The sequence below is a fragment of the Salinisphaera sp. Q1T1-3 genome (assembly GCF_003602005.1).
Classification (GTDB): Bacteria; Pseudomonadota; Gammaproteobacteria; order Nevskiales; family Salinisphaeraceae; genus Salinisphaera.
Genome location: NZ_QZWD01000021.1, coordinates 37,162 through 61,360 on the forward strand (window position 1 = coordinate 37,162; position 24,199 = coordinate 61,360).

At 66.2% G+C, this 24,199-nt stretch carries 27 protein-coding genes; 12 read left to right on the top strand and 15 right to left on the bottom strand.

The annotated features are described in order from the left end of the window. Positions 1 to 27 precede the first annotated feature (27 nt). Entirely contained in the window at positions 28 to 507 is a 480-nt protein-coding gene (locus D3260_RS15545) for a MarR family winged helix-turn-helix transcriptional regulator (RefSeq protein WP_120099528.1), read from the top strand. A 90-nt stretch (positions 508 to 597) separates the two neighbouring features. Here D3260_RS15545 and D3260_RS15550 read toward each other — a convergent pair whose 3' ends face one another. From D3260_RS15550 to surE, 5 genes are all read right to left on the bottom strand, one after another. Further along, complete coding sequence (locus D3260_RS15550) at positions 598 to 753, bottom strand: DUF2256 domain-containing protein (RefSeq protein WP_120099529.1); 156 nt, start codon at positions 751 to 753, stop codon at positions 598 to 600. A 62-nt stretch (positions 754 to 815) separates the two neighbouring features. Beyond that, positions 816 to 1,298: a GNAT family N-acetyltransferase gene (locus D3260_RS15555; protein WP_120099530.1), complete on the bottom strand. Its 483-nt coding sequence runs from the start codon at positions 1,296 to 1,298 to the stop codon at positions 816 to 818. Further along, entirely contained in the window at positions 1,298 to 2,404 is a 1,107-nt protein-coding gene (locus D3260_RS15560) for a histone deacetylase (protein WP_199671546.1), read from the bottom strand. The genes D3260_RS15555 and D3260_RS15560 overlap by 1 nt, the downstream gene beginning before the upstream one ends. 62 nt (positions 2,405 to 2,466) lie before the next feature. After that, complete coding sequence (locus D3260_RS15565) at positions 2,467 to 3,423, bottom strand: ketopantoate reductase family protein (RefSeq protein ID WP_120099551.1); 957 nt, start codon at positions 3,421 to 3,423, stop codon at positions 2,467 to 2,469. 63 nt (positions 3,424 to 3,486) lie between these two features. Next, positions 3,487 to 4,284: a 5'/3'-nucleotidase SurE gene (gene surE, locus D3260_RS15570; protein ID WP_120099531.1), complete on the bottom strand. Its 798-nt coding sequence runs from the start codon at positions 4,282 to 4,284 to the stop codon at positions 3,487 to 3,489. A 103-nt stretch (positions 4,285 to 4,387) separates the two neighbouring features. Here surE and D3260_RS15575 point away from each other — a divergent pair, with 103 nt between their 5' ends. After that, entirely contained in the window at positions 4,388 to 5,179 is a 792-nt protein-coding gene (locus D3260_RS15575) for an enoyl-CoA hydratase/isomerase family protein (RefSeq protein ID WP_120099532.1), read from the top strand. A gap of 72 nt (positions 5,180 to 5,251) precedes the next feature. Here the strand turns inward: D3260_RS15575 and D3260_RS15580 are convergent, their stop codons facing one another. Next, a complete protein-coding gene (locus D3260_RS15580) occupies positions 5,252 to 6,208 on the bottom strand; it encodes a nitronate monooxygenase family protein (RefSeq protein ID WP_120099552.1) in 957 nt (318 codons plus the stop codon). A gap of 141 nt (positions 6,209 to 6,349) precedes the next feature. Here D3260_RS15580 and D3260_RS15585 point away from each other — a divergent pair, with 141 nt between their 5' ends. Together D3260_RS15585 and D3260_RS15590 are read left to right on the top strand one after the other, a co-directional pair. Continuing rightward, entirely contained in the window at positions 6,350 to 7,552 is a 1,203-nt protein-coding gene (locus D3260_RS15585) for an acetyl-CoA C-acyltransferase (protein ID WP_120099553.1), read from the top strand. Positions 7,553 to 7,948: 396 nt separating this feature from the next. Continuing rightward, positions 7,949 to 10,717, top strand: a complete 2,769-nt coding sequence (locus D3260_RS15590) for a TonB-dependent receptor (RefSeq protein ID WP_120099533.1) — start codon at positions 7,949 to 7,951, stop codon at positions 10,715 to 10,717. A 335-nt stretch (positions 10,718 to 11,052) separates the two neighbouring features. Here D3260_RS15590 and D3260_RS15595 read toward each other — a convergent pair whose 3' ends face one another. The 3 genes from D3260_RS15595 to D3260_RS17570 all read right to left on the bottom strand — a co-directional run bounded on the left by D3260_RS15595 (position 11,053) and on the right by D3260_RS17570 (position 12,099). Then, positions 11,053 to 11,427 carry a hypothetical protein gene (locus tag D3260_RS15595; RefSeq protein WP_120099534.1) on the bottom strand — a complete coding sequence of 125 codons (375 nt, stop codon included), beginning with the start codon at positions 11,425 to 11,427 and terminating at the stop codon, positions 11,053 to 11,055. Positions 11,428 to 11,483: 56 nt separating this feature from the next. Next, entirely contained in the window at positions 11,484 to 11,867 is a 384-nt protein-coding gene (locus D3260_RS15600) for a hypothetical protein (protein WP_147418235.1), read from the bottom strand. A gap of 82 nt (positions 11,868 to 11,949) precedes the next feature. Then, positions 11,950 to 12,099: a hypothetical protein gene (locus D3260_RS17570; RefSeq protein ID WP_158583573.1), complete on the bottom strand. Its 150-nt coding sequence runs from the start codon at positions 12,097 to 12,099 to the stop codon at positions 11,950 to 11,952. 144 nt (positions 12,100 to 12,243) lie between these two features. Between D3260_RS17570 and D3260_RS15605 the strand changes: the two genes are divergently transcribed. Next, the gene (locus D3260_RS15605; RefSeq protein WP_120099536.1) at positions 12,244 to 12,915 is read left to right on the top strand and encodes an HAD-IA family hydrolase; all 672 of its coding nucleotides are present in this window, start codon (positions 12,244 to 12,246) and stop codon (positions 12,913 to 12,915) included. Positions 12,916 to 13,036: 121 nt separating this feature from the next. On the opposite strand, the gene D3260_RS15610 is transcribed toward D3260_RS15605, so the two are convergent. Further along, complete coding sequence (locus tag D3260_RS15610; protein ID WP_120099554.1) at positions 13,037 to 13,729, bottom strand: uracil-DNA glycosylase family protein; 693 nt, start codon at positions 13,727 to 13,729, stop codon at positions 13,037 to 13,039. Positions 13,730 to 13,880: 151 nt separating this feature from the next. Between D3260_RS15610 and D3260_RS15615 the strand changes: the two genes are divergently transcribed. Further along, positions 13,881 to 15,245 carry a cytochrome P450 gene (locus D3260_RS15615; RefSeq protein ID WP_120099537.1) on the top strand — a complete coding sequence of 455 codons (1,365 nt, stop codon included), beginning with the start codon at positions 13,881 to 13,883 and terminating at the stop codon, positions 15,243 to 15,245. A gap of 63 nt (positions 15,246 to 15,308) precedes the next feature. Here the strand turns inward: D3260_RS15615 and D3260_RS15620 are convergent, their stop codons facing one another. The 3 genes from D3260_RS15620 to D3260_RS15630 form a co-directional block, all read right to left on the bottom strand. Next, the gene (locus tag D3260_RS15620; protein WP_120099538.1) at positions 15,309 to 15,866 is read right to left on the bottom strand and encodes an STN domain-containing protein; all 558 of its coding nucleotides are present in this window, start codon (positions 15,864 to 15,866) and stop codon (positions 15,309 to 15,311) included. A gap of 14 nt (positions 15,867 to 15,880) precedes the next feature. Continuing rightward, positions 15,881 to 17,314, bottom strand: coding sequence for an MATE family efflux transporter (locus D3260_RS15625; protein ID WP_233544107.1), 1,434 nt, complete (start codon positions 17,312 to 17,314; stop codon positions 15,881 to 15,883). A gap of 101 nt (positions 17,315 to 17,415) precedes the next feature. Further along, a complete protein-coding gene (locus tag D3260_RS15630) occupies positions 17,416 to 18,030 on the bottom strand; it encodes a heme-binding protein (protein ID WP_199671547.1) in 615 nt (204 codons plus the stop codon). Between the two features lie 397 nt (positions 18,031 to 18,427). On the opposite strand from D3260_RS15630, the gene D3260_RS15635 reads away from it, so the two are divergent. Both D3260_RS15635 and D3260_RS15640 read left to right on the top strand, forming a co-directional pair. Further along, entirely contained in the window at positions 18,428 to 19,105 is a 678-nt protein-coding gene (locus D3260_RS15635; protein ID WP_158583574.1) for a YrbL family protein, read from the top strand. A 112-nt stretch (positions 19,106 to 19,217) separates the two neighbouring features. Continuing rightward, positions 19,218 to 20,477, top strand: coding sequence for a sodium:proton antiporter (locus D3260_RS15640; protein WP_120099556.1), 1,260 nt, complete (start codon positions 19,218 to 19,220; stop codon positions 20,475 to 20,477). Between the two features lie 5 nt (positions 20,478 to 20,482). Here D3260_RS15640 and D3260_RS15645 read toward each other — a convergent pair whose 3' ends face one another. Beyond that, positions 20,483 to 21,385, bottom strand: coding sequence for a LysR family transcriptional regulator (locus D3260_RS15645; protein ID WP_120099541.1), 903 nt, complete (start codon positions 21,383 to 21,385; stop codon positions 20,483 to 20,485). A gap of 100 nt (positions 21,386 to 21,485) precedes the next feature. Here D3260_RS15645 and D3260_RS15650 point away from each other — a divergent pair, with 100 nt between their 5' ends. From D3260_RS15650 to D3260_RS15665, 4 genes are all read left to right on the top strand, one after another. Beyond that, a complete protein-coding gene (locus D3260_RS15650) occupies positions 21,486 to 21,839 on the top strand; it encodes an SMR family transporter (protein WP_120099542.1) in 354 nt (117 codons plus the stop codon). After that, positions 21,836 to 22,156 (top strand): multidrug efflux SMR transporter, encoded by a 321-nt coding sequence (locus D3260_RS15655; RefSeq protein WP_120099543.1) that lies wholly within the window; start codon positions 21,836 to 21,838, stop codon positions 22,154 to 22,156. The genes D3260_RS15650 and D3260_RS15655 overlap by 4 nt, the downstream gene beginning before the upstream one ends. Positions 22,157 to 22,269: 113 nt before the next feature. Further along, a complete protein-coding gene (locus D3260_RS15660) occupies positions 22,270 to 22,473 on the top strand; it encodes a DUF2795 domain-containing protein (protein ID WP_158583575.1) in 204 nt (67 codons plus the stop codon). Positions 22,474 to 22,594: 121 nt separating this feature from the next. After that, positions 22,595 to 22,876 carry a DUF4235 domain-containing protein gene (locus tag D3260_RS15665; RefSeq protein WP_120099545.1) on the top strand — a complete coding sequence of 94 codons (282 nt, stop codon included), beginning with the start codon at positions 22,595 to 22,597 and terminating at the stop codon, positions 22,874 to 22,876. Between the two features lie 718 nt (positions 22,877 to 23,594). On the opposite strand, the gene D3260_RS15680 is transcribed toward D3260_RS15665, so the two are convergent. Continuing rightward, entirely contained in the window at positions 23,595 to 24,023 is a 429-nt protein-coding gene (locus D3260_RS15680; RefSeq protein WP_120099548.1) for a hypothetical protein, read from the bottom strand. Between the last annotated feature and the right edge of the window lie 176 nt (positions 24,024 to 24,199).

Consider the following 24,199-nt stretch of genomic DNA (forward strand, 5'->3'; position numbering starts at 1 on the left):
TGATCACGTTCGAACCTGTGTAGACCTATGAAGACTGCGACTTCATCCCAAGATGCGGCTCAACAAGCCCCGGCGCTCGATGCGCAACTCTGCTTTGCGCTTTATACCGCCACCCATCGCTTGACGCGTGCCTACCGCCCGCTGCTGGAGCCGCTCGGCCTGACGTACGTGCAGTATCTGGTGATGCTGGTCCTCTGGGAGGACACCCCGCGCTCCGTGGGTGAGCTGGGCGACGCCCTGTTTCTGGACAGCGGCACGCTCACGCCGCTGCTCAAACGCATGGAGCGCGCCGGGCTGGTGTCACGGCGCCGTGACACCGAGGATGAACGTCGCGTTCTGATCGAGCTTACCGAGGCCGGTACCGCGCTCAAGTCGCGCGCTGCCGCCGTATCCGACGAAATGCTGTGCCGTCTGGAGATGACGACCACCGACGCCAAGCGGATGCGAAGCCAGATCATGCAGTTGGTCCATAACCTCGATCGCTACGACAGTACCAGCGAAGCCTAATCTCCGGGCGGTTTTTAACGGTTTTGACCGTTCAGCTGCGACGTGCGGCAAGCCGTTGGCGTGCGGCCGTGCGTGTCACTCGGTCGGCCGTCATTTCGCGGACGGGTTGTGCGCGCGGCGGCACGCCTGGCTGCAGAACTTGACGTGATGCCAGTCGCGCGCCCATTTCCGGCGCCATTTGAAAGGGCGCGCGCACTGCACGCAGATCTTTTCGGGCAGTTCGCTTTTCTTGCGCATCCGGGCCATGACGATTTTCTACGCGAGCCGGCAAGACGCGGATGCATTGCGGCGGCGCCGACGATCGGCCCTCAGTCGTAGCGCATGATCAACTCACCGTACCGGTATTCGCCGGTATCGATGAAACCCAGCGCCGCGTAGAGTTGGCGCGCGGCGTCGTTGCCCGGCAGAAGACTGATGACGATCGCGGCCTGCGGATATGCTTGGCGGATATGCACCAACGTCGCGGCCAGACCGGCACGGCCATAGCCCCGGCCCTGCCAGGCATGGTCGATCATGAACCGCGGGATGCTGCAGATCCGCTGTTCGGGCAGATATTCGTACATGACGAACCCGACCACGGTCCGGCCGGCGACGATCGCCATGGGCCGACATGCCGGCACGACATAGGCCTCGGCCAGCGAATAGAGATTCGAGGCCAGGTTGGCCGCCTGGGCCGCTTCGAGTCGCAGCGCGATGACGGCCTGCCAGTTGTCCGGGGTGACCGGCGCCAGCGCCACGGGCAGGCGCGGCTCATGCTGCCCGTCAGATCGCTCGTTGCGCTCGGCTGGCATCAGTCGGCATCCGAGAACGCAGAATTATGGAATTCGGCGATTTCGCTGACTTCGGCCATGCCGGGTTCGACCGGCTCGACAGGCGGGCCGCCGGCCATGACCTCGAGCGTGGTACGCGTGCAGCGCGCCAGGGTTTCCGGGTTGTAGCCACCTTCCAGTGCCATGACGAGTCGCCCGTCGCAGTATTCGTCGGCCAGCCGCTGGATGATACCGGTCAGCGTGCTGTAGCCCGCATAGGTCATGGTCAGGCACAGCTCGGTGATATGGGCGTCCATGCCGGCCGAAACCATGATCAGATCCGGACGGAACCACTCGGCGGCCGGCACGAGTATGTCCTCGAAAGCCCGAATCATGGCTCGGTCGCCGGCCTCCCCGGGTAACGGCACGTTGACCGTGGTGCCCTCCCCGAGCCCCTCGCCGACTTCCGATATGTGGCCCGTACCCGGATAGAACGGCGCGGCCCGGTGCGTATCGAAGAACATCACGCTCGGGTCGGCGGCGAATATGTCCTGGGTGCCGTTGCCGTGGTGGGCATCCCAGTCGATGATCAGCACGCGATCGGCATCCCAGTGGGCCTGGGCATGCGCGGCGCCGACCGCGATATTGTTGAATAGACAGAATCCGCGTGCGCGCACAGCGTTGGCGTGATGCCCGGGCGGTCGACACAGCACGAAGGCCGACTCGGCCCGGCGTTCGAATACCGCATCGACGGCGTGGATCACGGAGCCGGCCGCGACTTCGGCCGCCTCCATGCTGCCGGCGGAAATGGCGGTGGTATCCACGTCGAGCCAGGCCTGCTTGCCCGCGAGTTCGTGGAGGCTTTCGATATAGGACGTGGTGTGCACCCGCTGCAGCTGCTCCATCGTGGCCTTGTCGCCGGCAGCGAACCGGACACCGGGCACCGGCTGGGCATGGAGCATCTCGTTGACGGCGATGACGCGCCCCGGATGCTCGGGATAGCTCCACTTGGCCTCGAGCCCCAGGCCGTCGAGAATGCCACGTACGCGGCTGTTCATGCGTCCCGGCAGAAACGGCTCTTCTGCCTGTGGACGATGCGCGAGCACGCGCTCATCGTAGATCACCAGCACATCACGGTCGCCTAGCAAGCATCACCTCCCGTTGGCACATGGCCCAGTCGGTGTCAGCCTACTCCGATCGCACGGGCCGGTCAGCTGCCCGTGGCGGCGCGTTCGGCCTCGCGGGTCTTCATGGCGACCAAGGCCCGCAGGCCGGCCAGCCGGGGCACGGGCACATCGAGCCGCGCGGCGATATCGACGATATTGCCGAGAATCGCGTCGATCTCGAGGGGCCGGCCTGCCCGATGGTCGAGCGCCATGCTGTTGCGATAGGCCGTCATCTGCCGCGTCGCCGCGATGTTGCGCTCGGCCGCATCGTCCGGCATCGGATGACCGTCGGCCGCGGCAACCGCCGCCACCTCGGCCATTACGCCGCGTACAAGGGCTTCTCCACCGGGTACGCCGAGCATCGTATCGGTATCGGTGCCGTCGGCCAGCACGGAAATCGGGTTGAACGGCGCGTTCCAGAGGCTCTTCGCCCAGCGTTCTCGCACGATCGTTTCGCTGATCTTCACATCGATGCCACCGGTTTCGAAAAGCGCCGCGAGCGCGCTGAGCGCCGGGGTCGTGCCGGCCGGCCACGCACCGAGCGTGAGTCGGCCAAAGGCCTGATGCCGGATACGGCCCGGGCCGAGGCGGCTGACACCCACGAAGGCCAGACCACTGAGCAATTCATGATCCGGCAGGGCCGAGGCGATCTCGGGCTCGATATCGATGCCGTTCTCGATCAGCACGACAGTCGTATCCGGGCCGACCCAGGGCGCGATGAGTGACGCGCGGTCGACTGTCGGCAGGACCTTGACGCAACAAACGACGTAATCGGCGCCCGGAACCGGTTCATCGTCCGGTCCATGGACGGCGGCCGGGGCGAACGACAGATCCCCGAGCGGGCTGTCGACGATCAAGCCGTGCTGTCGGACCGTCTCGACATCCGAGCGGAGCACGAGCGCCACGTGCGCGCCGGCACGGTGGGCAATCGCACCGTAGAACCCGCCGACTGCGCCGGCGCCGATCACCACGATCCGCGGCCGGTCTTTTTCGTTGGCCATGAGATACCTCTCGTCAGAGCGTTCGCCGGCGCCACCACGCCGCGCCCGCATGCATTGCGGGCGTCAGCCGGATGATGCAATCGGCGCGCGCAGGTCGATCTCCGCGCCGGCCCCCAGATGGGACAACCGTTCGTTGTCGTGTCGCGTGCAGGTCAGCGGCGTGACCGAGATCGCCCGCTCGCGTATCGCGACCACGTCGGCATGCGGATCGGTCACGGCCTCGATGTCGCGCGTGAACGAGAGCCGATAATCGGCACCGGCCTCGGCGCGTGACATGCGCGTCGCCCGGATCGCCCCGCCGGTCTGTCGCGTGAAACGCAGCCCGCCGATCGTTTCCGGATCGCCGGACGGGAAATTCACGTTCCAGCAGCAGCCGTGCCGGTCACGCAGTGGCCAGAGGCGCTCGAACACCGCCTCGCCCCAGGCCCGGGCCACGGAGAAATCGGGCGTTGTCGGACCGTCGAAGGCCTGGCTGAGCGCCATCGCCGGAATATCGAAATGCGCGCCGGCCAGCGCGGCGCCGACGGTGCCGGAATACATGACCGAGTCCGAGAGATTGCCGCCCCAGTTGACGCCGGACAGCACAAGATCGAACGTCGCCCCGTCCAGCCAGGGCCCGCCGAGCGCGGCCATCACGCAGTCGGCCGGCGTGCCGGTGACCGCATAACGACGCGGGCCGCGCTGGCTGACGGACAGTTCGTCATGAAGCGTCAGCGCCTGCGCCGTGCCGGACCGATTGCCGCTCGGGGCAAAGACCCAGACTTCGGCCGCCAGACGCGCAGCCAGCGTTTCGGCCACGGCCAGGCCGGGCGCGTCGATGCCATCGTCGTTGGTGACGAGCACACGGTTGAGTTCTTTCATGCCGGCGATTGTGACAGCTGCGTCGTGTTTTGGCCGCATCACTTCGTGTCCACGACCAAGCTATGCTATCAATACGGTAGCGTACGGAAACATCGGAAACACCATGCCTCAACTCCCCGACCCCACCAGCGGCCACGTTCGGCTGGATCTCGACGACAGCGTCCTGCATATCCATCTGGCACGTGCCGACAAGCGCAATGCGCTCACGCAGGCGATGTACACCGATCTCACGCAGGCGATCGACTTCGCCGCGCAGGCCACGTCGGTACGCGTTGTGTGTCTCGTCGGCGACGGCGACATGTTCTGTGCCGGCAATGACATCGCCGATTTCGCCGATATCGACCCCGCGGACGGCGCGGCGGGCGTCGACGGACCGGCGCTGACCTTCGTGCGTCATCTGTCGCAGTGCGACAAGCCCGTCGTGGTCGCGGTCCAGGGCCAGGCCACCGGTATCGGCACGACCCTCCTGCTGCATGCCGATCTCGTCGTGGCGGCCGACGATGCCCGTTTTTACACGGCTTTCATCGATCTGGCGCTCGTGCCCGAGGCCGGCTCGTCGACACTCCTGCCGGCCCTGATCGGGCGCCAGCAGGCCAACCGACTGCTACTGGCCGGGGATACACTGAGCGCCGAGGAGGCACTGGCAACGGGCCTGGTCGCGTATGTCGTGCCCCGCGCGTCGCTGTCGGCCAAGACCGCTGAACTGACGGCACGTCTGGCGGCGAAGTCACCGGGCGCGACGGCCGCGACCAAGCAACTCTTGCGCGCCGGACGCGGCGACGCACCGCTGGAGGCCCAGATCGCACGCGAGGCCGAGCTGTTCGGTCAGCGGCTGGCCAGTGACGAAGTCGCGGCCGTCATGCGTCACTTCCTCGACAAGCGCGCCCGTCACTGAATCGCCCGGCCGGCCCCGGCGCGCCCGGTCGAGGGCTGACCGGGCATCGTCACACCCGAGCCGGGGCAATCTTTATAGCCGCGCGCGAGCGCCTGCGTACTCTGCGACCAGACGCGCCACGATGTCGGCGACCGGCTGGATCTCGTCGATGGTGCCCACGCCCTGCCCCGCGCCCCAGATATCCTTCCAGGCCTTGGACGCCGACTCCCCGCCACTGGCAAACGACATATGTGACTTGTCGGCCTCGGGCAGATCGTCGGGATTCAGGCCGGCAGCCGCGATCGAGCCGCGCAGATAGTTGCCATGCACCCCGGTGAACAGGTTCGAATAGACGATATCCGAGGCAGTGGATTCGGTGACCATGCGCTTGTAGTCCTCGACCGCGCCGGCCTCGCGGCTGGCAATGAAACGCGTGCCCATATAGGCGAAATCCGCCCCCATCGCACGCGCGGCCAGCACGTGCTCGCCGCGTGTGATCGCCCCGGACAGCACCAGTGGGCCGTCCCAGAAACGCCGGATCTCCGAAACGAGCGCGAAGGGGCTCAACGTGCCGGCGTGACCGCCGGCCCCGGCACAGACCACGATCAGGCCGTCGACGCCGGCCTCGATCGCTTTTTCGGCATGTCGCACGCTGATCACGTCGTGAAAGACATGGCCACCGTAGTCCCGGGCCGCCGCCACGACCTCGCCCGGTGGCCGTAGGCTCGTGATCATCAACGGCACTCGATGATCCACGCAGACCCCGAGATCGTGATCGAGCCGGTCGTTCGAGCCGTGCACGATCTGGTTGACCGCATACGGGGCGATCGGCGCTTCGGGGTCGGCCTCACGTGCGGCTGCCAGGCCGGACTCGATCCGGCTCAACCAGTCGTCAAGCGCGCTGGCCGGTCGTGCGTTGAGCGCCGGAAACGAACCGACGACCCCGGCCGTACACTGGGCGACGACCAGTTCCGGATTGGACAGGATGAACATCGGTGCCCCGATCACCGGCAGGCGCATCTGGGCATTGAGCGTATCGACGAGCGACATGAACACGATCTCCTCGGTAGTGCGCCGGGGCTTGGCCGGTGCTGTCTTGACGGTCTTCGAGCGCCTTACCATACTCCACCGTATCGAAAAACACAGCCGGTCGGCCCGTCATTGCCGCGGCGTATCCAGGAGTTGGGTGTCATGCGTCAGGCCGTCATCGTATCCACTGCCCGCACGCCGATCGGCCGAGCCTATCGCGGTGCCTTCAACAACACCCAGGCCCAGGCCCTCGGCGGCCACGCCATCGCCCATGCCGTCGCCCGGGCCGGCGTCGATCCCGAGGAAATCGACGATGTGGTCCTCGGCGCGGCCATGCAGCAGGGCACGACGGCGACCAACATCGCCCGTCAGTGCGCGCTGCGGGCCGGGCTGCCGACATCGGTGCCCGGCATGAGTCTGGACCGGCAGTGCGCCTCGGGCCTGATGGGCATCGCGAGCGCGGCCCGCCAGATCGTCGACGACGGCATGAATATCGTCATCGGCGGCGGGCTGGAGTCCATCTCTCTGGTCCAGAATGCACAGTTCAACGGGTCTCGTGCCGCCGATCCATGGCTGGTCGAACGGGTACCCAGCCTGTACATGTCGATGCTCGAGACCGCAGAGATCGTGGCCGAGCGCTATGGCGTCTCGCGCGAGGCACAGGACGAATACGCCTACCAGTCGCAGATGCGAACTGCCGAGGCCCAGCGCGACGGGCGATTCGATGCCGAAATCGTGCCGATGACCACGCACCAGACGATCGTCGATCGCGAAACCGGCGCCGAGCGGGCGGCCGAAGTCACGCTCGATCGAGACGAAGGCAATCGCCCCGAAACCACACGCGCGGGCCTACAGGGCCTGAAGACGGTGTTCTCGGACGGCCAGCAAGTCGCCGACGGGCGCTTCATCACCGCCGGCAACGCCTCGCAGCTCTCCGACGGCGCCGCGGCCTGCGTGCTGATGGAAGCCGCCGATGCCGAACGTCGCGGCCTGGAACCGCTGGGCGCTTATCTCGGCATGGCCGTAGCCGGCTGTGACCCGGACGAAATGGGCATCGGCCCGGTGTTCGCGGTGCCGAAGCTTCTCGCGCGATTCGGCCTCACCGTCGACGATATCGGCCTGTGGGAACTCAACGAAGCATTCGCCAGCCAGTGTCTGTACTGTCGCGACCGACTCGGCATCGATCCGGACAAGTACAACGTCGACGGCGGCGCGATCGCCATCGGCCATCCCTACGGCATGTCCGGTGCACGCATGACCGGCCATGCGCTCATCGAGGGCAAGCGCCGCGGCGCGAAATACGCGATGGTCACGATGTGCGTCGGCGGCGGCATGGGGGCCGCCGGTCTGTTCGAGATTTTCTGACGCGCCCGTCGGTCGGCGAGTCGGCAGACCTGCCGCCACGCCGGCACGACACGATCGCCCCGGCGCCTCGATCCGGGCCGGGCGCCGCGCATCGCGCTGGACTGCCGCATGCCCGGATATGGCATTGCCCGATCGCCTGCCGATCACGCTTGCCTGCCACCGGTGCGGCGGATCATGGCATGCAATATGCACTTACTTTCCCCGACACGCGCCGAGGGCGCGTCATACGCCGGGCGATGCACCGTGTTCGATCAAGCAACGACACGGGACCGCGCGGCGTTCGTATCATCGCATTGGGGGATACATGCATCATTCCGTTATCCGGCGGCGTTCGTCGCCGGTCGCTTATCGCACCGGGCGATCACTGGTCGCGCCCGGCACCTCGCGCGCTGCGCTATGCGCCGTGCTTCTCGGTCTGGCGCCATTGAGCAGCGCTGGGCACAGTCCGGCAATAATGACGACGACGTGGCGCCGGCCGCACCGGCCGACAGCGATGCCGCACCGGCAGCCCCGGCCACAGCGGCGGCCCCAGCGGCGCCGGCTGGCGCGGCCGCCGCCGCACCGGCGACCGCGGCAGCGCCCGCGACGGCAAGCACCGGCGCCGCCACTGCTTCAACGCCCAGCACCGATCTGGGGACGGTCGCCGTGACCGGCACGGCCATCGCCCGCGCCGATGCAGCCACGGCGCTACCGGTCACAGTCATCCAGGCCGACACACTCCGCGAGCAGGGCATCAACTCGACGGAACAGGCGCTGGCCCAGATTCCACAGAACAATTCGGGCTTCGGCGAAGGTTTCGGCACCGGGGTCAACGAACCGGCCGGCGCGAACTTCGCCGACCTGCGAGGCCTGGGGCCGAAACACACGCTTGTGCTGCTCAACGGCCGACGCCTGTCGAATGATGCGATCAACGGCGGCGCGGTTGACATCAACACGATCCCCTTCGGCGCCGTCGAGCGTATCGAGGTCCTGCGTGACGGCGCCTCGGCGCTGTACGGCACCGATGCGGTCGGTGGCGTGATCAACTTCATCACGAAGAAGAATCTGCAGGGCGGTTCGGTCGCCACCGGCTATGAAACGCCGACCCGCGACGGCGGCGGCACGAACAAGAATCTGGAGGTTACCTTCGGCCACGGCGATCTGGACAAGGATCGCTACAACTTCATGGTCACTGGTCAGTATCGACGCCAGGATGCGGTCTCCACACTGGACCGATCCGGCATCATCGATCCCATTCAGGACGGTCGCGGCCAGAAATCGGTGTCGTCCTATCCCTACCCGGCCAATTACAGCCAGGGTTCCAGCCCACTCTACAACCCGCTGCGCAGCGGCGGCTGCGATACGCAGGCACTCACGCCGCGTGACGACAATTCCTGCGGTTTTCTGTATTCGCGTTACGGCAAAGTCGTCAACAAGTCCGACCGGGCCTCGGTCTATGCGCGCGGCGCGTTCAAGATCAACGACACGAACAAGGTCTCGCTCAGTTATCTGTTCGCGCATGACGAGAACACGGTTCAGTCGGCCCCGGGCGGCACGTTCAACACGCCGCCGCTGTCGATCGATGCCTCGCGTTACTTCGGCCCGGGCGGCATGACCGCGCCGGCCGGCATCGATCCGAGCCAGCCGATCGACGTCTACTGGCGTGCGGTGCCCTTCGGTCCACGCCTGACCGATAACACCAACGAAGCCCATCGCGTGGTCCTGGACTTCAGCGGTCGATTCCTCGAACGCATCCACTACGACACCGCGTTCTCCTACAGCCAGAGCTCGACGACGCGCGATTATCGATCGGGCTATTTCGATACGTCCGTGGTGGGCGATGCCTTCGAAAGCGGTGCGATCAATCCGTTCTCGAACGAACCGCTATCGGCCGCTGGCCGCGCGGCGGCTGCCGATGCGGCCATCACGGGTCAGATCGAAGCCGCCAAGGGCCGGACCTACAACTGGGACGGCAAGCTGACGCGCACGATCGGCAACTGGTTCGGCGCAGGCTCCTCGGCGCTGGCACTCGGTGCCCAGTATCGACACGAAGAGCTTTCGCAGTCGGTCAACAACGCGATCGCCCAGGCCGGCCTGGATTCCGGCGGCGGCGTCTCCCCGGCCGACCCGGTCAGCGCCGATCGCGACGTCGAATCGGTCTACGGCGAGCTCAACGTGCCGCTTCTCGACAGCCTGGAGCTGACCGCTGCCGGCCGCTACGACAACTACAGTGACGTCGGCGATACGGTCAATCCGAAAGTCGAGCTGCGCTATCAACCGATCAAGCAGGTGGTGCTGCGCGGCTCCTACAGTGAAGGTTTCTCCGCGCCGACCCTCTATGAACTGTCGGACCCGGTCTCGCGTACCCAGAGTGGCGTGCTCAATGACCCGCTGTATTGCCCCGGCGGCAGCGCGACTCCGGATGCGCCAGGCCGTGTCTGCCGCCAGCAGTTCCTCGTCCAGGGCGGCGGCAACCCGGATCTCGAACCGGAGACGTCCAAGAACTGGACGGCCGGCATCATCGTCCAACCGCTCGACAACCTCTCGGCCACGGTCGATTTCTGGTGGATCGAGCTCCAGAAACAGGTTTCCCAGACGCCGCCCGGCTATGTCCTGGCCAACAATCCGGACGCGGTCGTGCGTGACGACAACGGCTCGATCCTGTACATCAATGACCCCAACGCCAACCTGGGCTCGACCGAGACCAACGGCATTGATCTGGCGTTGAACTACCATGTGGATACCGACTACGGCCGCATCGGTCTGTCGTTCAACGGGACCTATACCGCCAAATACGACTACCAGAACGTACCGGACGGCCAGTATTTCAACGCCGTCGGGCAATACAACGACGGCCAGACGCCGGTGATTCCGAACTGGTCACACACCGTCAAGCTCTCCTGGGCCAAGGCCGGCTGGTCGGGCCAGATTGTCAATCACTACTTCTCGAGCTACACGGACGAGTATCCGGACCTGCACAACGAGGTGAGCCATTACAGCACCTGGGACGTCGCCGGCAGCTACAAGTTCGACAACGGCATCAAGTTCACGGTCGGCTCACGGAACGTGTTCGACACCGATCCGCCGTTCTCGAACCAGCAGGACGTCGGTCAGCCGGGCTACGATGCCCGCTACGCAGATGCGCTCGGACGCACCGTGTATGCGCGTCTGAACTACTCGTTCTAGGGCCTGTTGAGGTTCGTTCGAGCGCCTTTTCGTCGAGAGACCGCAGTGTGTCCGGCAAGGCTCGCAACGCCGTCGGACGTGATTTGCGGCCCAACCCCAAGGTACAAGCGGACTCGCACGAAACCCCAACACGCCCTATGGCCCTGGACACCGCCCCGTCGCTGATTGACGGGGCGGCCTTTTGAACCGCCCGGCAACGAGGTTGCCCGGGCATCGACGGCGCTCGGCGATCGAGCGCCGTCGGCCATATCAGGCGGCGAACCGTATCGCCGGCGCGATCGCAGCACTATTTGCGTGACTTCGTGTCGTACGGGTTCGCACGAACGCCCCGATGGTCAGGTTGAGCCGACCCCGGATCGTCGCGCCTGACGTACGTAATCGGTCAGTGTCCGCGTCACGCGCTGGCGCCAGACAAGGGCCTGCTGGCCACCGAGTTGCTCGGCGAGATCGGCGCTATCGGCCTGAACCTTGTGCCGAACCAGTCCCACCTGCGCATTGCGGAACCGCTGATAGGGATCGTTGCAGCGCGCCTGCGCACGTAGTGCGGCCTGGCGCGGCGGCAAGCGCGTATCACCAACGTAGGGCCGCACGGCCTGACTGGCGCACTGCCAGTAGGCATCGTATGCCTCATTCTTGAGCTTTTCCGGGCTCGCGGCACAACCGCCCAGTCCCAGAGCGAGTGCGCTGATCATCAAGAAGCTGTTTTTCATGGCGGCGATCCAGAGCCTGTTGGCCGGGCAGTGTCGTACGATCGATCGCGGACCGGTCAGTGAGAATCGGGCCGACGAATCGGCGGCATACGCCCGAGTTCCGGGCCGCCGCTGTGTCCGAGCGACGGATGACGCCCGGTCGGGCCGAGTGTACGCGACTGCGGCGTGTTGTCCGACGGCGAAGTTCGGGACGGCGGCTGCATCCACGGACGCGGCGGCGGCTCGGCCGAGGGCTCGACACGATGTTTCAGGCCGTCGTGAATCGGTGGCACACCGGCCGGCGACGTTCGCGATCGATCTCCATCGTCGCCGACACGGGCGCGTTCGATCACCGCCGGGTCCGCTGCGCCAGACGATGTGCTCGGCCGTGGCATCTGGCCGGCGACCACACTCCCCGGGGCGATGGCACCGATCAGCATCAGGACAGCGATTGACGACATCCAATGCCGTGGCCGCAGGAATACGCGTGGCCACGCTCGGTCCGCTGCGTCACGATTCGGCCGCCTGCCCACTGGGCTACGGTCACGCGTTGTCGTCGTGCGGGTCCGCCGGGCCATGACTGGTCTGGTTCTTTTCCTTCTGACTGCCCCGCGTCGGCCGGTCCCGGTCGTCCTGCTGGGACTGCTCGCGCTTTTTCTTGGCATCGTCGGGGTCTGATTCGCGCGGACTCATGGGTATCTCGATTACGCGGGTGTTGAATGGACTATAACGCGGCGCCTCGGGCGAATACAGCCTGGTACGCCCTGGGAAACGATTCCCGTAGCCCGCCTGCGTCTGTAGGCTAGTCGGCTCGATTTGAGCCGACCCCGATCCGCCATGCCCCGCGATGTCTTCTCGTCCACCGGCCACGCCGCCTTTCTGTTCGATATGGACGGCACCGTGCTGACCTCGATCGCGGCCGCCGAGCGGGTCTGGCGAGGCTGGGCCCGTGATCACGGGCTCGACCCGGACGTCTTTCTCCCGACCCTCCACGGCAAACGCGCCATCGATACGGTGCGCGACAGCGGCGTGACCGGCATCGACCCCGAGGCCGAAGCCAAGGCGATTCTCGATGCCGAGGTCGAGGACGTGGCCGGGATCGAGCCCATCGGCGGGGCCCCGGCGTTTCTGGATGCCCTGCCGCCGGCGCGATGGGCGATCGTCACATCGGCGCCGCGTCGCCTGGCCGAGGCCCGCATCGCCGCCGCCGGTCTGCCGATGCCTCGCGTGCTGATCTCCGGCGACGACGTGACGCGCGGCAAGCCAGCCCCGGACCCGTTCCATCTCGGCGCGCGCGAGCTCGGCGTGGCGACCGAGGATTGTCTGATCTTCGAGGACGCGGCGGCCGGTATCGAGGCCGCACAGGCCGCTGGTGCACCGACCATCGTAGTTACGGCCGGGCACCCGGCCCCGCTGGCCGCGGCCGAAGGCCACGTGCGTATCGATCGATACAACGGGCTGACGGTCGAGACCAACGATGACGGCCGGCTCGTGCTTCACCAGCGCTAGGTTTCCAGCCCCGCCAGACCAGTTGTTGGCGGGAAGGGCATGACACCACGCCCCGACGCTGGCGCGCCGGCTGCGTGTAAAACGACGGCGGCGTCCTGCATCGTCGCGCGCGGCGCGCATTTCAGAGCATCAGATTGCCCGGCCGGACATCGAGCTGGCGCAGTCGCTGCGTCAGCAGCCCCGGGAATCGCTTGTACCAGGTGGCGTTCAACGGCGAGGGGTGCGGCAGCGGGTACAGCCGGAATACGGCGTCGCCGTGCGACGGGCTGGTCAACGTCACGTCCAGCGATTGCTCGAATCGATCCGCCGAAGCCCAGAAATCCGCGATGCGATCCCGCTCGGCTCGCGGGCGGTCGATCCCGAACCACAGAAACGCCTCGCGACCGAGCGTGATCAGATCCCGGCCCTGCCAGGCGTCGATCAACAACGTGCGCATCAACGGATGGAAACGACGCTTGATCTTCATGGACCAGGCCTTGTTCCCGGCTGGCTTGTAGGGAACCGTGTTGGCCCAGAAGAAATCCGCACCGACGGCCCGCGAGGTCTCGAAGTCCGGCATCTGTGCATCGTAGAGGTGTTGATGAATCGCGCCGCGCACGAGCTGGCCGCCCGCGCCGATGAACGGCTCGGCGTGACGGACTTCGTCACGGCCCGGATCGCGCCCGAAGAAACCGATGCGGGCATCGGCGCGGCCGAGGCCGATGATCGGCTCCCGGGGATCGGCAGCAAAGCGGTCGTAGACCTCGCGATCGATGCCGTCGATATCGGCGGCGAGTTCACGAAAGGCCTTGCGACGTTCAGGCAATAGAGACACGGCAGCTCGCAGGCGGATGACAAGGCGCACAGGCTAATCAGGCGCCGCAGTCGAGGCAATCCGAGCGAACCGACCATTACATTGACTGATGTTTGATTTACATCGAACGACGGCGTAACGTCGATGCCAGTCCCTACCGGATGATTCAGGCATGCCGCGCTCCTCGACCACTCAGACTTCGCCCCGCTCGGGTCCGTACCTGCCCGATGGCCCAAGCGCCCCCTTTCTTCTTCGCGTCGCGCTGGCCACCCTCGGTCGTGGCAACGCCATGTCGCTGGATGATCGACGCCGACAATACGGGCCCGACTTCACGCTCAAGCTGCCGCTGTTCGGCCGCTCACTGATCGTCAGCGAACCCGCTGAAGTTCGCCAGATCTTCAAGGCCGATCCGGCCGAGCTCGGCAACATGGATCCGAACCTCGGGCGGGTGATGGGCAGCGGATCGCTGTTCAATCTGTCGGGGGATCCGCATCGCTCGCAGCGCAAGCTGCTCACGCCGGCCTTTCATGGCAACCGGCTGGCCGCGTATCGCACCCTGATGCAAGACGAGGCACGCCGGGGCATGGCCGACTGGCCGGTCGACCGCCCTGTGGCGAGCCTGCCGGCGATGAATGCAATCACACTGAACATCATCCTGCGTACGGTCTTCGGGGCCGAGGGCGCGGACCTGGATGTTCTGCGCGATCTGCTCCCGCGCATGGTCAGGCTCGGCTCGATCCTCGCGGCGACCCCCATCCCGGCGTGGGACGGCTTCGGCTATGCGCCCTGGGGCCGGTTTCGTCGCATGCGGGCCGAATACGATGCCATCGTCGGGCGTCTGATCGCGCGCGGCCGCAACGACGAACACGGCGCCGCCGCACGCAGCGATATCCTGTCGATGCTGATCGGCGCGACCTACGACGACGGCAACCCGATGACCGATGACGAGATCGCCGACGAGCTCGTCACCCTGCTCACCGCCGGCCATGAAACAACGGCCACGACGCTGGCCTGGGCGGTCGAGCGCATGCGGCGCCATCCCGATGTGCTGGCGGCCCTGGTCACGGCCGTCGATGCCGACGACGATGAATACCTCGATGCCTTCATCAACGAGGTCCAGCGCACCCGTCCGGTCATTGCGATGACGCTTCGCCGGGTGGAGGTGGACGATTACGTCCTCGGGCCGTGGCGCGTACCGCGCGGGATGCACATCATGGTCGGTATTTCGTTATTGCACACCGATGGCCGGGTGTTTCCCGAGCCATGGCGTTTCGATCCGGAACGATTCCGCGGCGTACGACCGGATCCCTATCAGCTCATTCCCTTCGGGGGCGGTGTGCGTCGTTGCATCGGCGCCGCGTTCGCACACATGGAGCTGCGTATCGTGCTCAAGACACTGCTGGCCGAGCATGTCATCGAACCGACGCACGCCCGCGGCGAGCCCTGGCATTCGCGCGGCGTGGCCTTCGCCCCCGGCCACGGCGGCCGCATCGTCCGGCGGCCGCGAGAGCGACAAACGACGCCCGCCGCCGCGTAAAGCTCGCGTCCGCGGCGACCGGCATTCGACCGTATCGTCGACGTTCCGGGCTGAGACCGGCGACTACTCGCTCGTCTGCTGCGGCGTCGCGCGCGGCGCCAGAAGCCCCGTCACGTAGGCAAACAGGCGGTCGTAGCTGGCTTTCTCCGCAGCACTGAGGAACCCCTGCTGGCGAATCAGCTGGCCGGCCTCGTCCGAGGCGGCCTCGAGCTGAGCGCGCAGGTCATCGGCGGTCCCGGCATCGATCTGTCGGGACGACACGGCCCCTTTGAGACGCGCTTCCAGTTGTTGCACGCGCTGGTTCATCTGCTGTCGGTCGTCCTGATTGACCGCCAGCTGCGTCTCGTCGAAGTGCACTTCGAGGCCCGAGCCGCGAACCAGGCGAATCAAGGCGACCGACGGCGTGAATCGGCCCTGCAACGCTGGTGCCTTGTGCCCGTCCAGCAGCTGGGTATTCACATTCACGGGGCAACCGCTGATGTGGGCGAACTCCTGCAACGCGGTATCCAGCCGCTGCGCGGGCAGGTCGTAATGCGCCGCCGCCGGCTGACAGGCCGCCTCCGCTCGCGCCCCGAACAATAAAATTGCCGTCAGAATGATCAGTCGCGAGATATGACGCATCTTGAAACTCCCGTTCAACGCAGTGTGGTCTGAGTAATCTGGCCGGGGCGACAGGTGTCTTCGACTTCGCCCTCGGGTATCGATGTCTCGATGGCGCTCTGGTGCTTCCAGCCGCCCCGCGCGAACCAGACGGCGGCCAGAATCGCGGTCAGCAGATTCTGTACCGGATACGCGATCCAGATACCGGTCGCGCCCAGGCCGGCGTGCGAGGATAAAAGCCAGGCCAACGGGAACTGCAGCATCCAGAGCGAGACCAGCGCGATCATCATCGCGACTACGGTCTGTCCCGCGCCGCGAAACGCCCCGGTCAACACCTGCTGTGCGCCGATCAGGCCATAACTGACGGCCGTGCATTGCACGAAGAGCGCGCCCTGAGCGATCACCCCGGGCGCCCCGGGCACGAACAGGGCCACGATGGGTTCGGCGAAAACGAAAGCCAATACACCGATGACGGACAATGCAGCAAACGCTGCCCCGGCGGCCAGCCAGGCGGTGCGCTCGGCACGGTCGGCCCGACGCGCGCCGACGTTCTGGCCGACCAGGGCCGAGGTGGCCTGAGACAGCCCGAGCGCCGGAATGATCACGAACGACAGCATACGCGTGCCGATACCGTAAGCCGCCAACGCGTGAGTGCCGAAACCGGCGACCAGAATCGTCATGAGCATCAGCCCGAGTGCCCGGGTCGACTGCTCCACGGCCGACGGGGCGCCGAGCCGCGTCAGCCGCCAGAGCGTGGCCCCGTCCGGCACCAGGTGATGGGCTCGCAGCGCGATGCCGTAGCGGCCGGAAAACAGCATCCCCAATCCGACCGTGGCCGCCAATCCCTGCGTGACGACCGTGGCCAGGGCAGCACCGGACACGCCCATGGCCGGCACCGGCCCCCAGCCCAGGATGAAAAGCGGATCGAGCCCGAAATTGAGGATCACCGTGCCGGTCACGATATACAACGGCGTGTGCGCATCGCCCACACCGCGCATCAATGACTGGAAGATCACATAGGCAAAGAGGAACGGCAGCCCGACAAACGATACCCGCAGATAGGCCGTGGCCAGCGGCAACGTGTCGGCGGCCGCGCCGAGAAAACCGACGATGTCGCCGGCCGCGTACGCACCGACGACCGCCAGCAGCAGCGACAGCGCGATGACGCCGATCAGGGCCTGGGCCGCGACGTGATTGACCTGTGCGCGATCGCCGCGCCCCGTGTACTGAGCCACCAGAATCGTGCCCGCGATCGCCAGACCGAGGCCGAGCGAGATCAGGAAGAAGATCACCGGGAAACTCAGCGAGACGGCGGCCACGGCGGCCGCCCCCAGACGGCCCACCCAGAAGGTATCGATGAGCTGGTAGGCGGTCTGCAACAGATTCGCGAACACAATGGGTACGGCCAGCGCGACCAGTGCGCGCACGATCGAACCCTGTGTCAGATCATCGCGGGGCGTGGGTGCCAAAGCAGGTATCGTCCGTGGGGGGCCGGCATCTCAGCCTAACGCGCCGGACCGAATCGACAAGGGAATGACCGGATCCGGACCGGTGGCGGCACGGCGGCGGATCACGGCCCGCCGCCGACCTCACGCGTGACTTCGATGGCCACCTCGTTGCGTCGCAGAAACGGCACCGTCCACGGGGGATCGTAGAACCAGGCCACCGGTGCGCCGTCCGGCTGCCAGGCGCTGCGGCGCAGATGCTGGCGCAGTATATCGATGTGGCGTTCGACCGCCGTCTGGCTCCGATCGCCCGAAAAACGCAACACGGCATAATCGGCGCCCGGGACCTGATGCAGGCTGATGCGCTCGTCGTCGGGTTTCGGTGCCTCGGCCATGTGTAGCGTGGGCGGCAGGAAAAAGCGGATACGCCAACCGTCTGTCGTTGCCGGCGCCTGACCGACCGGCGCGGTCATCTCGATTCGTTCATCGGCGTCGTTGTCACCGAAGATATAGCCGGCCAGACGCTTGAAACCCGTATCGCGCGCATCGGCGGCCGAGGCGTTTGTCACCTGCGTATCCGCGGTCAGACGCGGCCCATAGTGCCGAATGGCAACCGGGCCGACGGTATCCACCACGTCGAAATGCGGTTGCGGCGTCCCGCCGCGATATCCGAATACCGAGCATCCGGCGACAAGCATGCTGGGCAGCAGACCGAGCAGTGCCAGGAGTCGTTGTCTCATGTCGGACCATTCGAAGACTGATGCCCCCAGTTTAGGGCGTGTCGGCGTGTTGTGGTCGGCAAAACAGGGCCACGCCGCGTCCCTCGGACGGCACGGGGCGCGGGCCGCGGATAGGCGCGCTCGTGCACGGGTATCGCGCTTCGAACCCGGCGCGATCTGCGCGTGAATGGCCTCCGGCGCCCAATGCCGATGCGCGTCGAGGCTCAACGACCGTCATAAGCGGCACCCGCTAACACCCCGCCACACATTCGTTTACGCAGATTTAACGAATTTTGATGCCTCCGGAACGATAAATTACCGATTTATTAATTTGCACATAACAATTACTTTAGCGCTCATCAGTGATCGCGTCGCTCGCCCGGTGGGCGATCCGCGCCCCCCCGGCTTGGAGCGCTTCATGGCCCTACTCAGCAAGACTGTCCGTTTGTTTCTGCAGCACAGCGTACCGCTGGCGCCAGCTCACCCGATCCTGGTTCTGGACGACGACAGCCGAATCGGACGTGGCTCGAAACGCGACTGTCATCGCCACCCCACCGACGACGATCTCTGTATCAAGGTCGCCCGTCGGCCGCATCGACCGGATGCCCAACAACCGAGCATCGTGGAATGGTACTGCGCACAGAGCCTGGACACGCGCCACGTGCCCTACGAACACCGCGCCCGCTGTCACGGCTGGGTCAATACCAATCGCGGGCCGGGTCTGGTCGTCGAGCGTATCCGTAATGCCAACGGCCAGGCATCGCGCACTCTGGCCGAACAGGCTGGTGATACAGGGCTGTCCGAAGAAGAACTGAAACCGTTGTTCGACAGCCTTCACACCTGGGTGATCGAGCACGGCGTACCGGTCACCGATCTGAACAGCGGCAACCTGGTCCTGCGCGAGGTCGATGGGCAGCGCCGGCTGGTGCTCATCGACGGTATTGGCGGCCAGAAGGTCAAGCTCAAGTTCGTGATGTACCGACGCTCGGCCTGGTTCGCGCGACGGCTGAGCCGCAACCGCTGGCCACGGCTGGCCCGCGTGGCCCACGAAGAGATCGCCGCGGCGCGTCGCCTGCCGCAGCAGGCCAACGCCTGACGCGACGGCGCGCGGCCGGCAACACGATTCCCCATACGATCCGGTATCGCGCGCATCCACGGCGCCGTGCACGCCGTGCACAATGGAGCGCTCGTCCAGACAAGGTCAGCTCATGACGCTGTTCCAATTGACCGGGCTGTTGCTGGCCCTGACCGCCCTGTTCGCCTGGCTCAATCGCCGTCTGATCGGCCTGCCGGCAACCATCGGCGTGATGCTGCTGGCGCTGGTGCTGTCGTTGATCGCCCAGGCGCTCGTGCCGCTCGGCGTCGACGTCGCAGGCCCGGCAGGCGAGCTCGTGGCGGCCGTCGATTTCAATCACACGTTGCTGGACGGCATGCTCGGTGCGCTGTTGTTCGCCGGGGCGATGCAGGTCGATGTTCGCGCGCTGCTGAAAGAGCGGTGGGTGGTCGGCATCCTGGCCACCGTGGGTCTGGCGATCTCGACGCTGATCGTCGGCACGCTCACCTGGGGCATGTTCTACCTGCTCGATGCCTCGATCTCGCCGATGTACTGCTATGTCTTCGGCGCGATCGTCTCCCCGACCGACCCGATCGCCGTACTGGCCATCTTGCGGCGGGCGGGCGTGCCCAAGACGCTGGAAACCCAGTTCACCGGCGAATCGCTGTTCAACGACGCGGTCGCGATCGTCGCCTTCCTGGCCCTGTCGGAAGCGGCCGACCCCGGCACCGCGACCGGGCTGTCGGCCGGCCACATCCTGACACTGTTCTCCACCGAAGCGCTCGGCGGAATCGCTTTCGGCATCGCGCTCGGCGGGATCGGCTTCGGGCTGCTCCGCGGCATCGACGATTACAAGACCGAGGTGCTGGTCACGCTGGCACTGGTGATCGGCGGCTACGCCGCCGCCGATGCGATTCATGTCTCGGGCCCGCTGGCCATCGTCTCCGCCGGCCTGCTGGTCGGCCATCACGGCCGCGGGCTCGCCATGTCCGATCGCACCCGCGAGCACGTCGATACGTTCTGGGAGCTGATCGACGAAATCCTCAACGCCGTTCTGTTCGTGATCATCGGGCTGGAGGTGCTGCACATCAGTTTTTCGCAGAACGCGATCATCGTCGGCCTGGCCGCCATCCCGATCCTGCTGGTGGCGCGGTTCGTCGCGGTCGGCCTGCCGATCATCGCATTGAAGAGCCGACGAGATTTCGCCCCGCACACGATCAAGATTCTCACCTGGGGCGGTTTGCGCGGCGGGATCTCGGTCGCGCTGGCGCTATCCCTGCCCGAAGGCCATGCCCGCGATCTGATCGTGAACATGACCTATATCGCGGTGATCTTCTCGATCTGTGTCCAGGGGCTGACCATCGGCCGCGTGGCACGTCTGGCCGTGACCGACAGCGACGAAAAGACCGCCTGAACGGCTCAATCCAACGGCTGCGTTCGGCCACCCCTGTCCGTCGACGGGCCGATATCGGCCATGATCAACGCCGCCAGCTGTGCCACGGCCGGGCTCGCCGGCCCGGCCGCCGTGGCCAGACACAGTGCGACGTCGGGCAGTGGCGGCAGGCCATGCACGGCATGATCCAGAACCATCAGTTCAGGCCGGTCGGCCAGCATGCTCGGCATGGCCACCGTCACGGCCAAGCCGAGCCCGACCGGGGCGGCGATCGGCGCGAACGCCTGGGCCTCGTAGGCAATACGCCAGTCACGACCGCTCGCCGCCAGTGCCTCGAGCGCTGCGGCCCGGAACGCACAGCCGCCGTCCGGGCCGAGCGCCAACGCCAGCGGCGCCTGGCCCGGCCCATGCGTGCCCCGCCCGCCAACCCACAGCAACGGCTCGCGTCGGAGCAGGCGACCCCACGCCCCGTGATTCGGCAGCGTCAACAGCGCCAGGTCCACGCGTCCCTCGTCGAGACGATCACATAACGCCGTGCTGAGCTCGGAGCAGACCTGCATCTCGACCTGCGGATGACGTTGGGCAAAACGGGCCCAGATCGTGCCCATCCAGGGGGCAAGATCGGCGGGCAGGCCGAAACGCAGGCTGCCGCCGATCGCCGCCCCGGTCAGACGTTCCTGCAGCATCCGACTCGAGGCCAGCATGTCGCGCGCATGGGCGAGCGCGATCTCGCCGGCGTACGTCGGACGAACACACGCCCGGGCACGCACGACGAGCGGCAACCCAAAGCGCGCCTCGAGACGTTGCAACTGCATGCTGATCGCCGACTGTGAGTAGGCCAATCGGCGGGCGGCCGCGGTCATGCTGCCCTCTTCGACCACCGCCACCAGGGTCTGCAGCGCTTTCAGATCGACCGGTCGCGTTGTCATGAGCCATCAATTTTCGTGAAGCAAGCAACACGAATCATCGTTTCACAAATAGCCGACCGCGGGCGAGACTCGACTGAACGACCTGACTCCGGAGCTTGCCATGCCCCGACGCGCGCCGACCACAGCGACACGGGACCGTCGTGTCTGGCCGTGGCTTCTGCCGGCCGGGCTGACCGAAACCGGCTGGGTGCACGGGCTCACCGCGGCGCGCAGTGCACCGGCCTGGGGACTGACCGGCCTCGCCATTGTCGCCAGCCTGTACTGCGCTCTTCAGGCAGCCCGTGTTCTGCCGGCAACGACGGTGTACATCGTCTACATGGCCCTGGGCACCCTCGGCACCTGGCTGGTCAGCCTCGCGGCCGGAACCAACGTACCTGGCGGTCTGGCCACGCTCTGGCTCGCAATTCTCGCGATCGGCGTCGCCGGCCTGCAGCATACGGATACCGGGTCATGATCGCCTGGGCGCTTCTATTGCTGGCCGGCATCTTTGAAGTCCTCGGCGCGCACGGCTTCCAGCGATTGGCCCGGCGGCGATACGGTTCGGGGCTCGCGCTCACCTGCGGCGGTTTCGCCGTTGCACTCGCCTTCTTGCACGGGGCAATGCAACAGATTCCCGCGCCGATCGCTTACGGCGTGTTCACGGCCGTCGGCACTGTCGGCAGCGTCGTCAGCGGGCGTTGGCTGAACGGTGAACCGCTGCCGCCACGACGGCTGGCCTGGCTGACGCTCGTGATTGGCGCAATGATCGGTCTCAAGCTCAGCAGCGGCTGAGCTGATCGACTAAAAACCGCCGATTGGCGCCCGCCCTGGTGATCTCCCGAGCAGACAATCGCGAGCACGGATGACGATGATGTGATCCACCCGCCACGATGCATCAATCACATATGGCATATGATCCCACCCGCATCGCCGCTTATATCGAAGGCGCCGAGTTCCCGGCCACCGGCGGCGAACTCGCCGGCGTTGCCGCCGGTAACGACGCACCGGAAGACCTGCTGGCACGTCTGCGCGGTTTCGAGGGCAAGCATTTCGACAACCCGACCGATGTGGTCACCGCGTTGACGCAGGGGCGCAGCCAGGGCCTTTGATGTGTCATGCGCGTGCCGCGTTGGAAACCGCAAATCGTGTCCTGCAAGGCGCGCGAACGAAACATGAACAGGCCCCGGGGATACGCGTAACATCGATGGCAGAAAACCAATCAGAAGAGCCATGAAACGACACGATCCGGAACATCTGGCCTGGATGGCACTGAGTGCCGGTGCGGCGATCGGCGCCGGCATGCTAGCCCGCAAGAGCACGACGGCCGCGTGGCGCTACGTTCGTGACGAGGAGCCGCCACAGGATTCGGCCGATCCGCGACAGCACTGGTACGAGATCCTGATATGGGCAGCGCTGAGCGGCGTCTGTGTGGCCGCGGCTCGACTGGCCGGTCGCAGCCTGGCCAGCAGAATCTGGCGACGACGCCTGGGCCGGACACCGCCCAGCGCCTGAGATCGGCCCGACACGCATCGGCCCGGCTGACCACGTCACGCAGCGGCGGCGACGACCCGATGGTATGGATGCCATGGATCACGAACGCGGCATCGAGACACAGCGGTTGCCGACCATCCGGTATTGCGCGCGGGCACCCGACGGCGTGCCGCCTACGGTCGGATCCGGGTAATCCGGGAAATCCTGTACGACGAAAAGCGACTTCCGCGTTGTGAACGGCCACGACACTCTGGTCGACATAATGACGATTGTGTGCTTCATGAAGAATGCAGTGTCTGCACGCCTCATCGGTACGGGCGACGCCGTGTGGCCTGCCGACGTGGCGCCTTCGCCGGCCGGCATCCGATCCGCCGATGCCCTTGGTCGACCGCGGCGAGAACATCATGTCGGTCGCTAGGCGCCTCAACCGGCCTCTGGTTTTCCTCGGTCGATTGACCGGTGTCGGCGCGCTCGTCGCCACTGTGATGGTCGCTGGCATGTTCAGTTCGACCGCCGATCGCATGGACGAGTCGCATCGTGCCGTCGAGACAGCCCCGGAGCCAGTCGCCTCCCCTGTCGTTGACGAGCCGAAATCCGAGCCGGCACCCGCCGAGACGACGGCTCACGCGGGCACCGCGCACGCCGCTTGACGCAGGCCACAGTGCGCGACGGCAGGTCTTGCGGCGCCGTCCGGCCGCCGTCACCGACCCCGTCGGATGTGCCTGAGCTTCGACCGCGCTTACCGTGCCGTCTTCGTCAGCTCTGCCCGCGTGAAACGACGCGCCGGCATGTCCCGGACCTGCATCACCAGATCGCCGGCCTGATCGGTTCGAAAGGAGACCGCATTGTCCTGCCAGCCGCTATCATCGCTGGCCCACTGTGCCTGGCCGTGCTCGGTGTCGACATGACACTTGATATTCCGGGTCGCACCGCCATCCCGCGCCGGGAAGGAAACCACCACGTTTGATGCGGTGTGGTCGGTTTGCATCACGCCGACGTCACGCTGCTCCAGCGTGGCCACCATCGCACGACAGATATCGGCCGGGGCATAGGCTGCCAGCGCCCCGGCAGCTGCCGGCTTGGATGTCCCCTGGGTCGCCTGCGCCACACTTGTGGTGGATAGGCCAACGAAGGCCGCGGCCACGAGAAAGATCGTTATCCTGTTCATGCTAGCTTCGAAGAAATGGGCTGTCCGGAGCATCGCACGGCGCCCTGTGCGGGTCGACTGGTGGCATCACCGATCATGATCGCCGACTGCGCAACGCGCCGATGCCGCCCATGAAAAACCCGCCGATCGCAGGGCGATACGGCGGGCCAGCGCTTTCGAAAGCCTTTAGCCCCAGG

What these genes read in the sequence shown, in the direction of transcription:
- D3260_RS15600 (WP_147418235.1), bottom strand. Translation starts at nt 11,867, where the DNA reads ATGTCGTCAATCGCTGTCCTGATGCTGATCGGTGCCATCGCCCCGGGG.
- D3260_RS15590 (WP_120099533.1), top strand. Translation starts at nt 7,949, where the DNA reads ATGCGCCGTGCTTCTCGGTCTGGCGCCATTGAGCAGCGCTGGGCACAG.
- D3260_RS15630 (WP_199671547.1), bottom strand. Translation starts at nt 18,030, where the DNA reads ATGAGACAACGACTCCTGGCACTGCTCGGTCTGCTGCCCAGCATGCTT.
- D3260_RS15545 (WP_120099528.1), top strand. Translation starts at nt 28, where the DNA reads ATGAAGACTGCGACTTCATCCCAAGATGCGGCTCAACAAGCCCCGGCG.
- D3260_RS15555 (WP_120099530.1), bottom strand. Translation starts at nt 1,298, where the DNA reads ATGCCAGCCGAGCGCAACGAGCGATCTGACGGGCAGCATGAGCCGCGC.
- D3260_RS15585 (WP_120099553.1), top strand. Translation starts at nt 6,350, where the DNA reads ATGCGTCAGGCCGTCATCGTATCCACTGCCCGCACGCCGATCGGCCGA.
- surE (WP_120099531.1), bottom strand. Translation starts at nt 4,284, where the DNA reads ATGAAAGAACTCAACCGTGTGCTCGTCACCAACGACGATGGCATCGAC.
- D3260_RS15645 (WP_120099541.1), bottom strand. Translation starts at nt 21,385, where the DNA reads ATGACAACGCGACCGGTCGATCTGAAAGCGCTGCAGACCCTGGTGGCG.
- D3260_RS17570 (WP_158583573.1), bottom strand. Translation starts at nt 12,099, where the DNA reads ATGAGTCCGCGCGAATCAGACCCCGACGATGCCAAGAAAAAGCGCGAG.
- D3260_RS15580 (WP_120099552.1), bottom strand. Translation starts at nt 6,208, where the DNA reads ATGTCGCTCGTCGATACGCTCAATGCCCAGATGCGCCTGCCGGTGATC.
- D3260_RS15655 (WP_120099543.1), top strand. Translation starts at nt 21,836, where the DNA reads ATGATCGCCTGGGCGCTTCTATTGCTGGCCGGCATCTTTGAAGTCCTC.
- D3260_RS15650 (WP_120099542.1), top strand. Translation starts at nt 21,486, where the DNA reads ATGCCCCGACGCGCGCCGACCACAGCGACACGGGACCGTCGTGTCTGG.
- D3260_RS15665 (WP_120099545.1), top strand. Translation starts at nt 22,595, where the DNA reads ATGAAACGACACGATCCGGAACATCTGGCCTGGATGGCACTGAGTGCC.
- D3260_RS15565 (WP_120099551.1), bottom strand. Translation starts at nt 3,423, where the DNA reads ATGGCCAACGAAAAAGACCGGCCGCGGATCGTGGTGATCGGCGCCGGC.
- D3260_RS15605 (WP_120099536.1), top strand. Translation starts at nt 12,244, where the DNA reads ATGCCCCGCGATGTCTTCTCGTCCACCGGCCACGCCGCCTTTCTGTTC.
- D3260_RS15595 (WP_120099534.1), bottom strand. Translation starts at nt 11,427, where the DNA reads ATGAAAAACAGCTTCTTGATGATCAGCGCACTCGCTCTGGGACTGGGC.
- D3260_RS15620 (WP_120099538.1), bottom strand. Translation starts at nt 15,866, where the DNA reads ATGCGTCATATCTCGCGACTGATCATTCTGACGGCAATTTTATTGTTC.
- D3260_RS15575 (WP_120099532.1), top strand. Translation starts at nt 4,388, where the DNA reads ATGCCTCAACTCCCCGACCCCACCAGCGGCCACGTTCGGCTGGATCTC.
- D3260_RS15640 (WP_120099556.1), top strand. Translation starts at nt 19,218, where the DNA reads ATGACGCTGTTCCAATTGACCGGGCTGTTGCTGGCCCTGACCGCCCTG.
- D3260_RS15660 (WP_158583575.1), top strand. Translation starts at nt 22,270, where the DNA reads ATGGCATATGATCCCACCCGCATCGCCGCTTATATCGAAGGCGCCGAG.
- D3260_RS15550 (WP_120099529.1), bottom strand. Translation starts at nt 753, where the DNA reads ATGGCCCGGATGCGCAAGAAAAGCGAACTGCCCGAAAAGATCTGCGTG.
- D3260_RS15680 (WP_120099548.1), bottom strand. Translation starts at nt 24,023, where the DNA reads ATGAACAGGATAACGATCTTTCTCGTGGCCGCGGCCTTCGTTGGCCTA.
- D3260_RS15635 (WP_158583574.1), top strand. Translation starts at nt 18,428, where the DNA reads ATGGCCCTACTCAGCAAGACTGTCCGTTTGTTTCTGCAGCACAGCGTA.
- D3260_RS15615 (WP_120099537.1), top strand. Translation starts at nt 13,881, where the DNA reads ATGCCGCGCTCCTCGACCACTCAGACTTCGCCCCGCTCGGGTCCGTAC.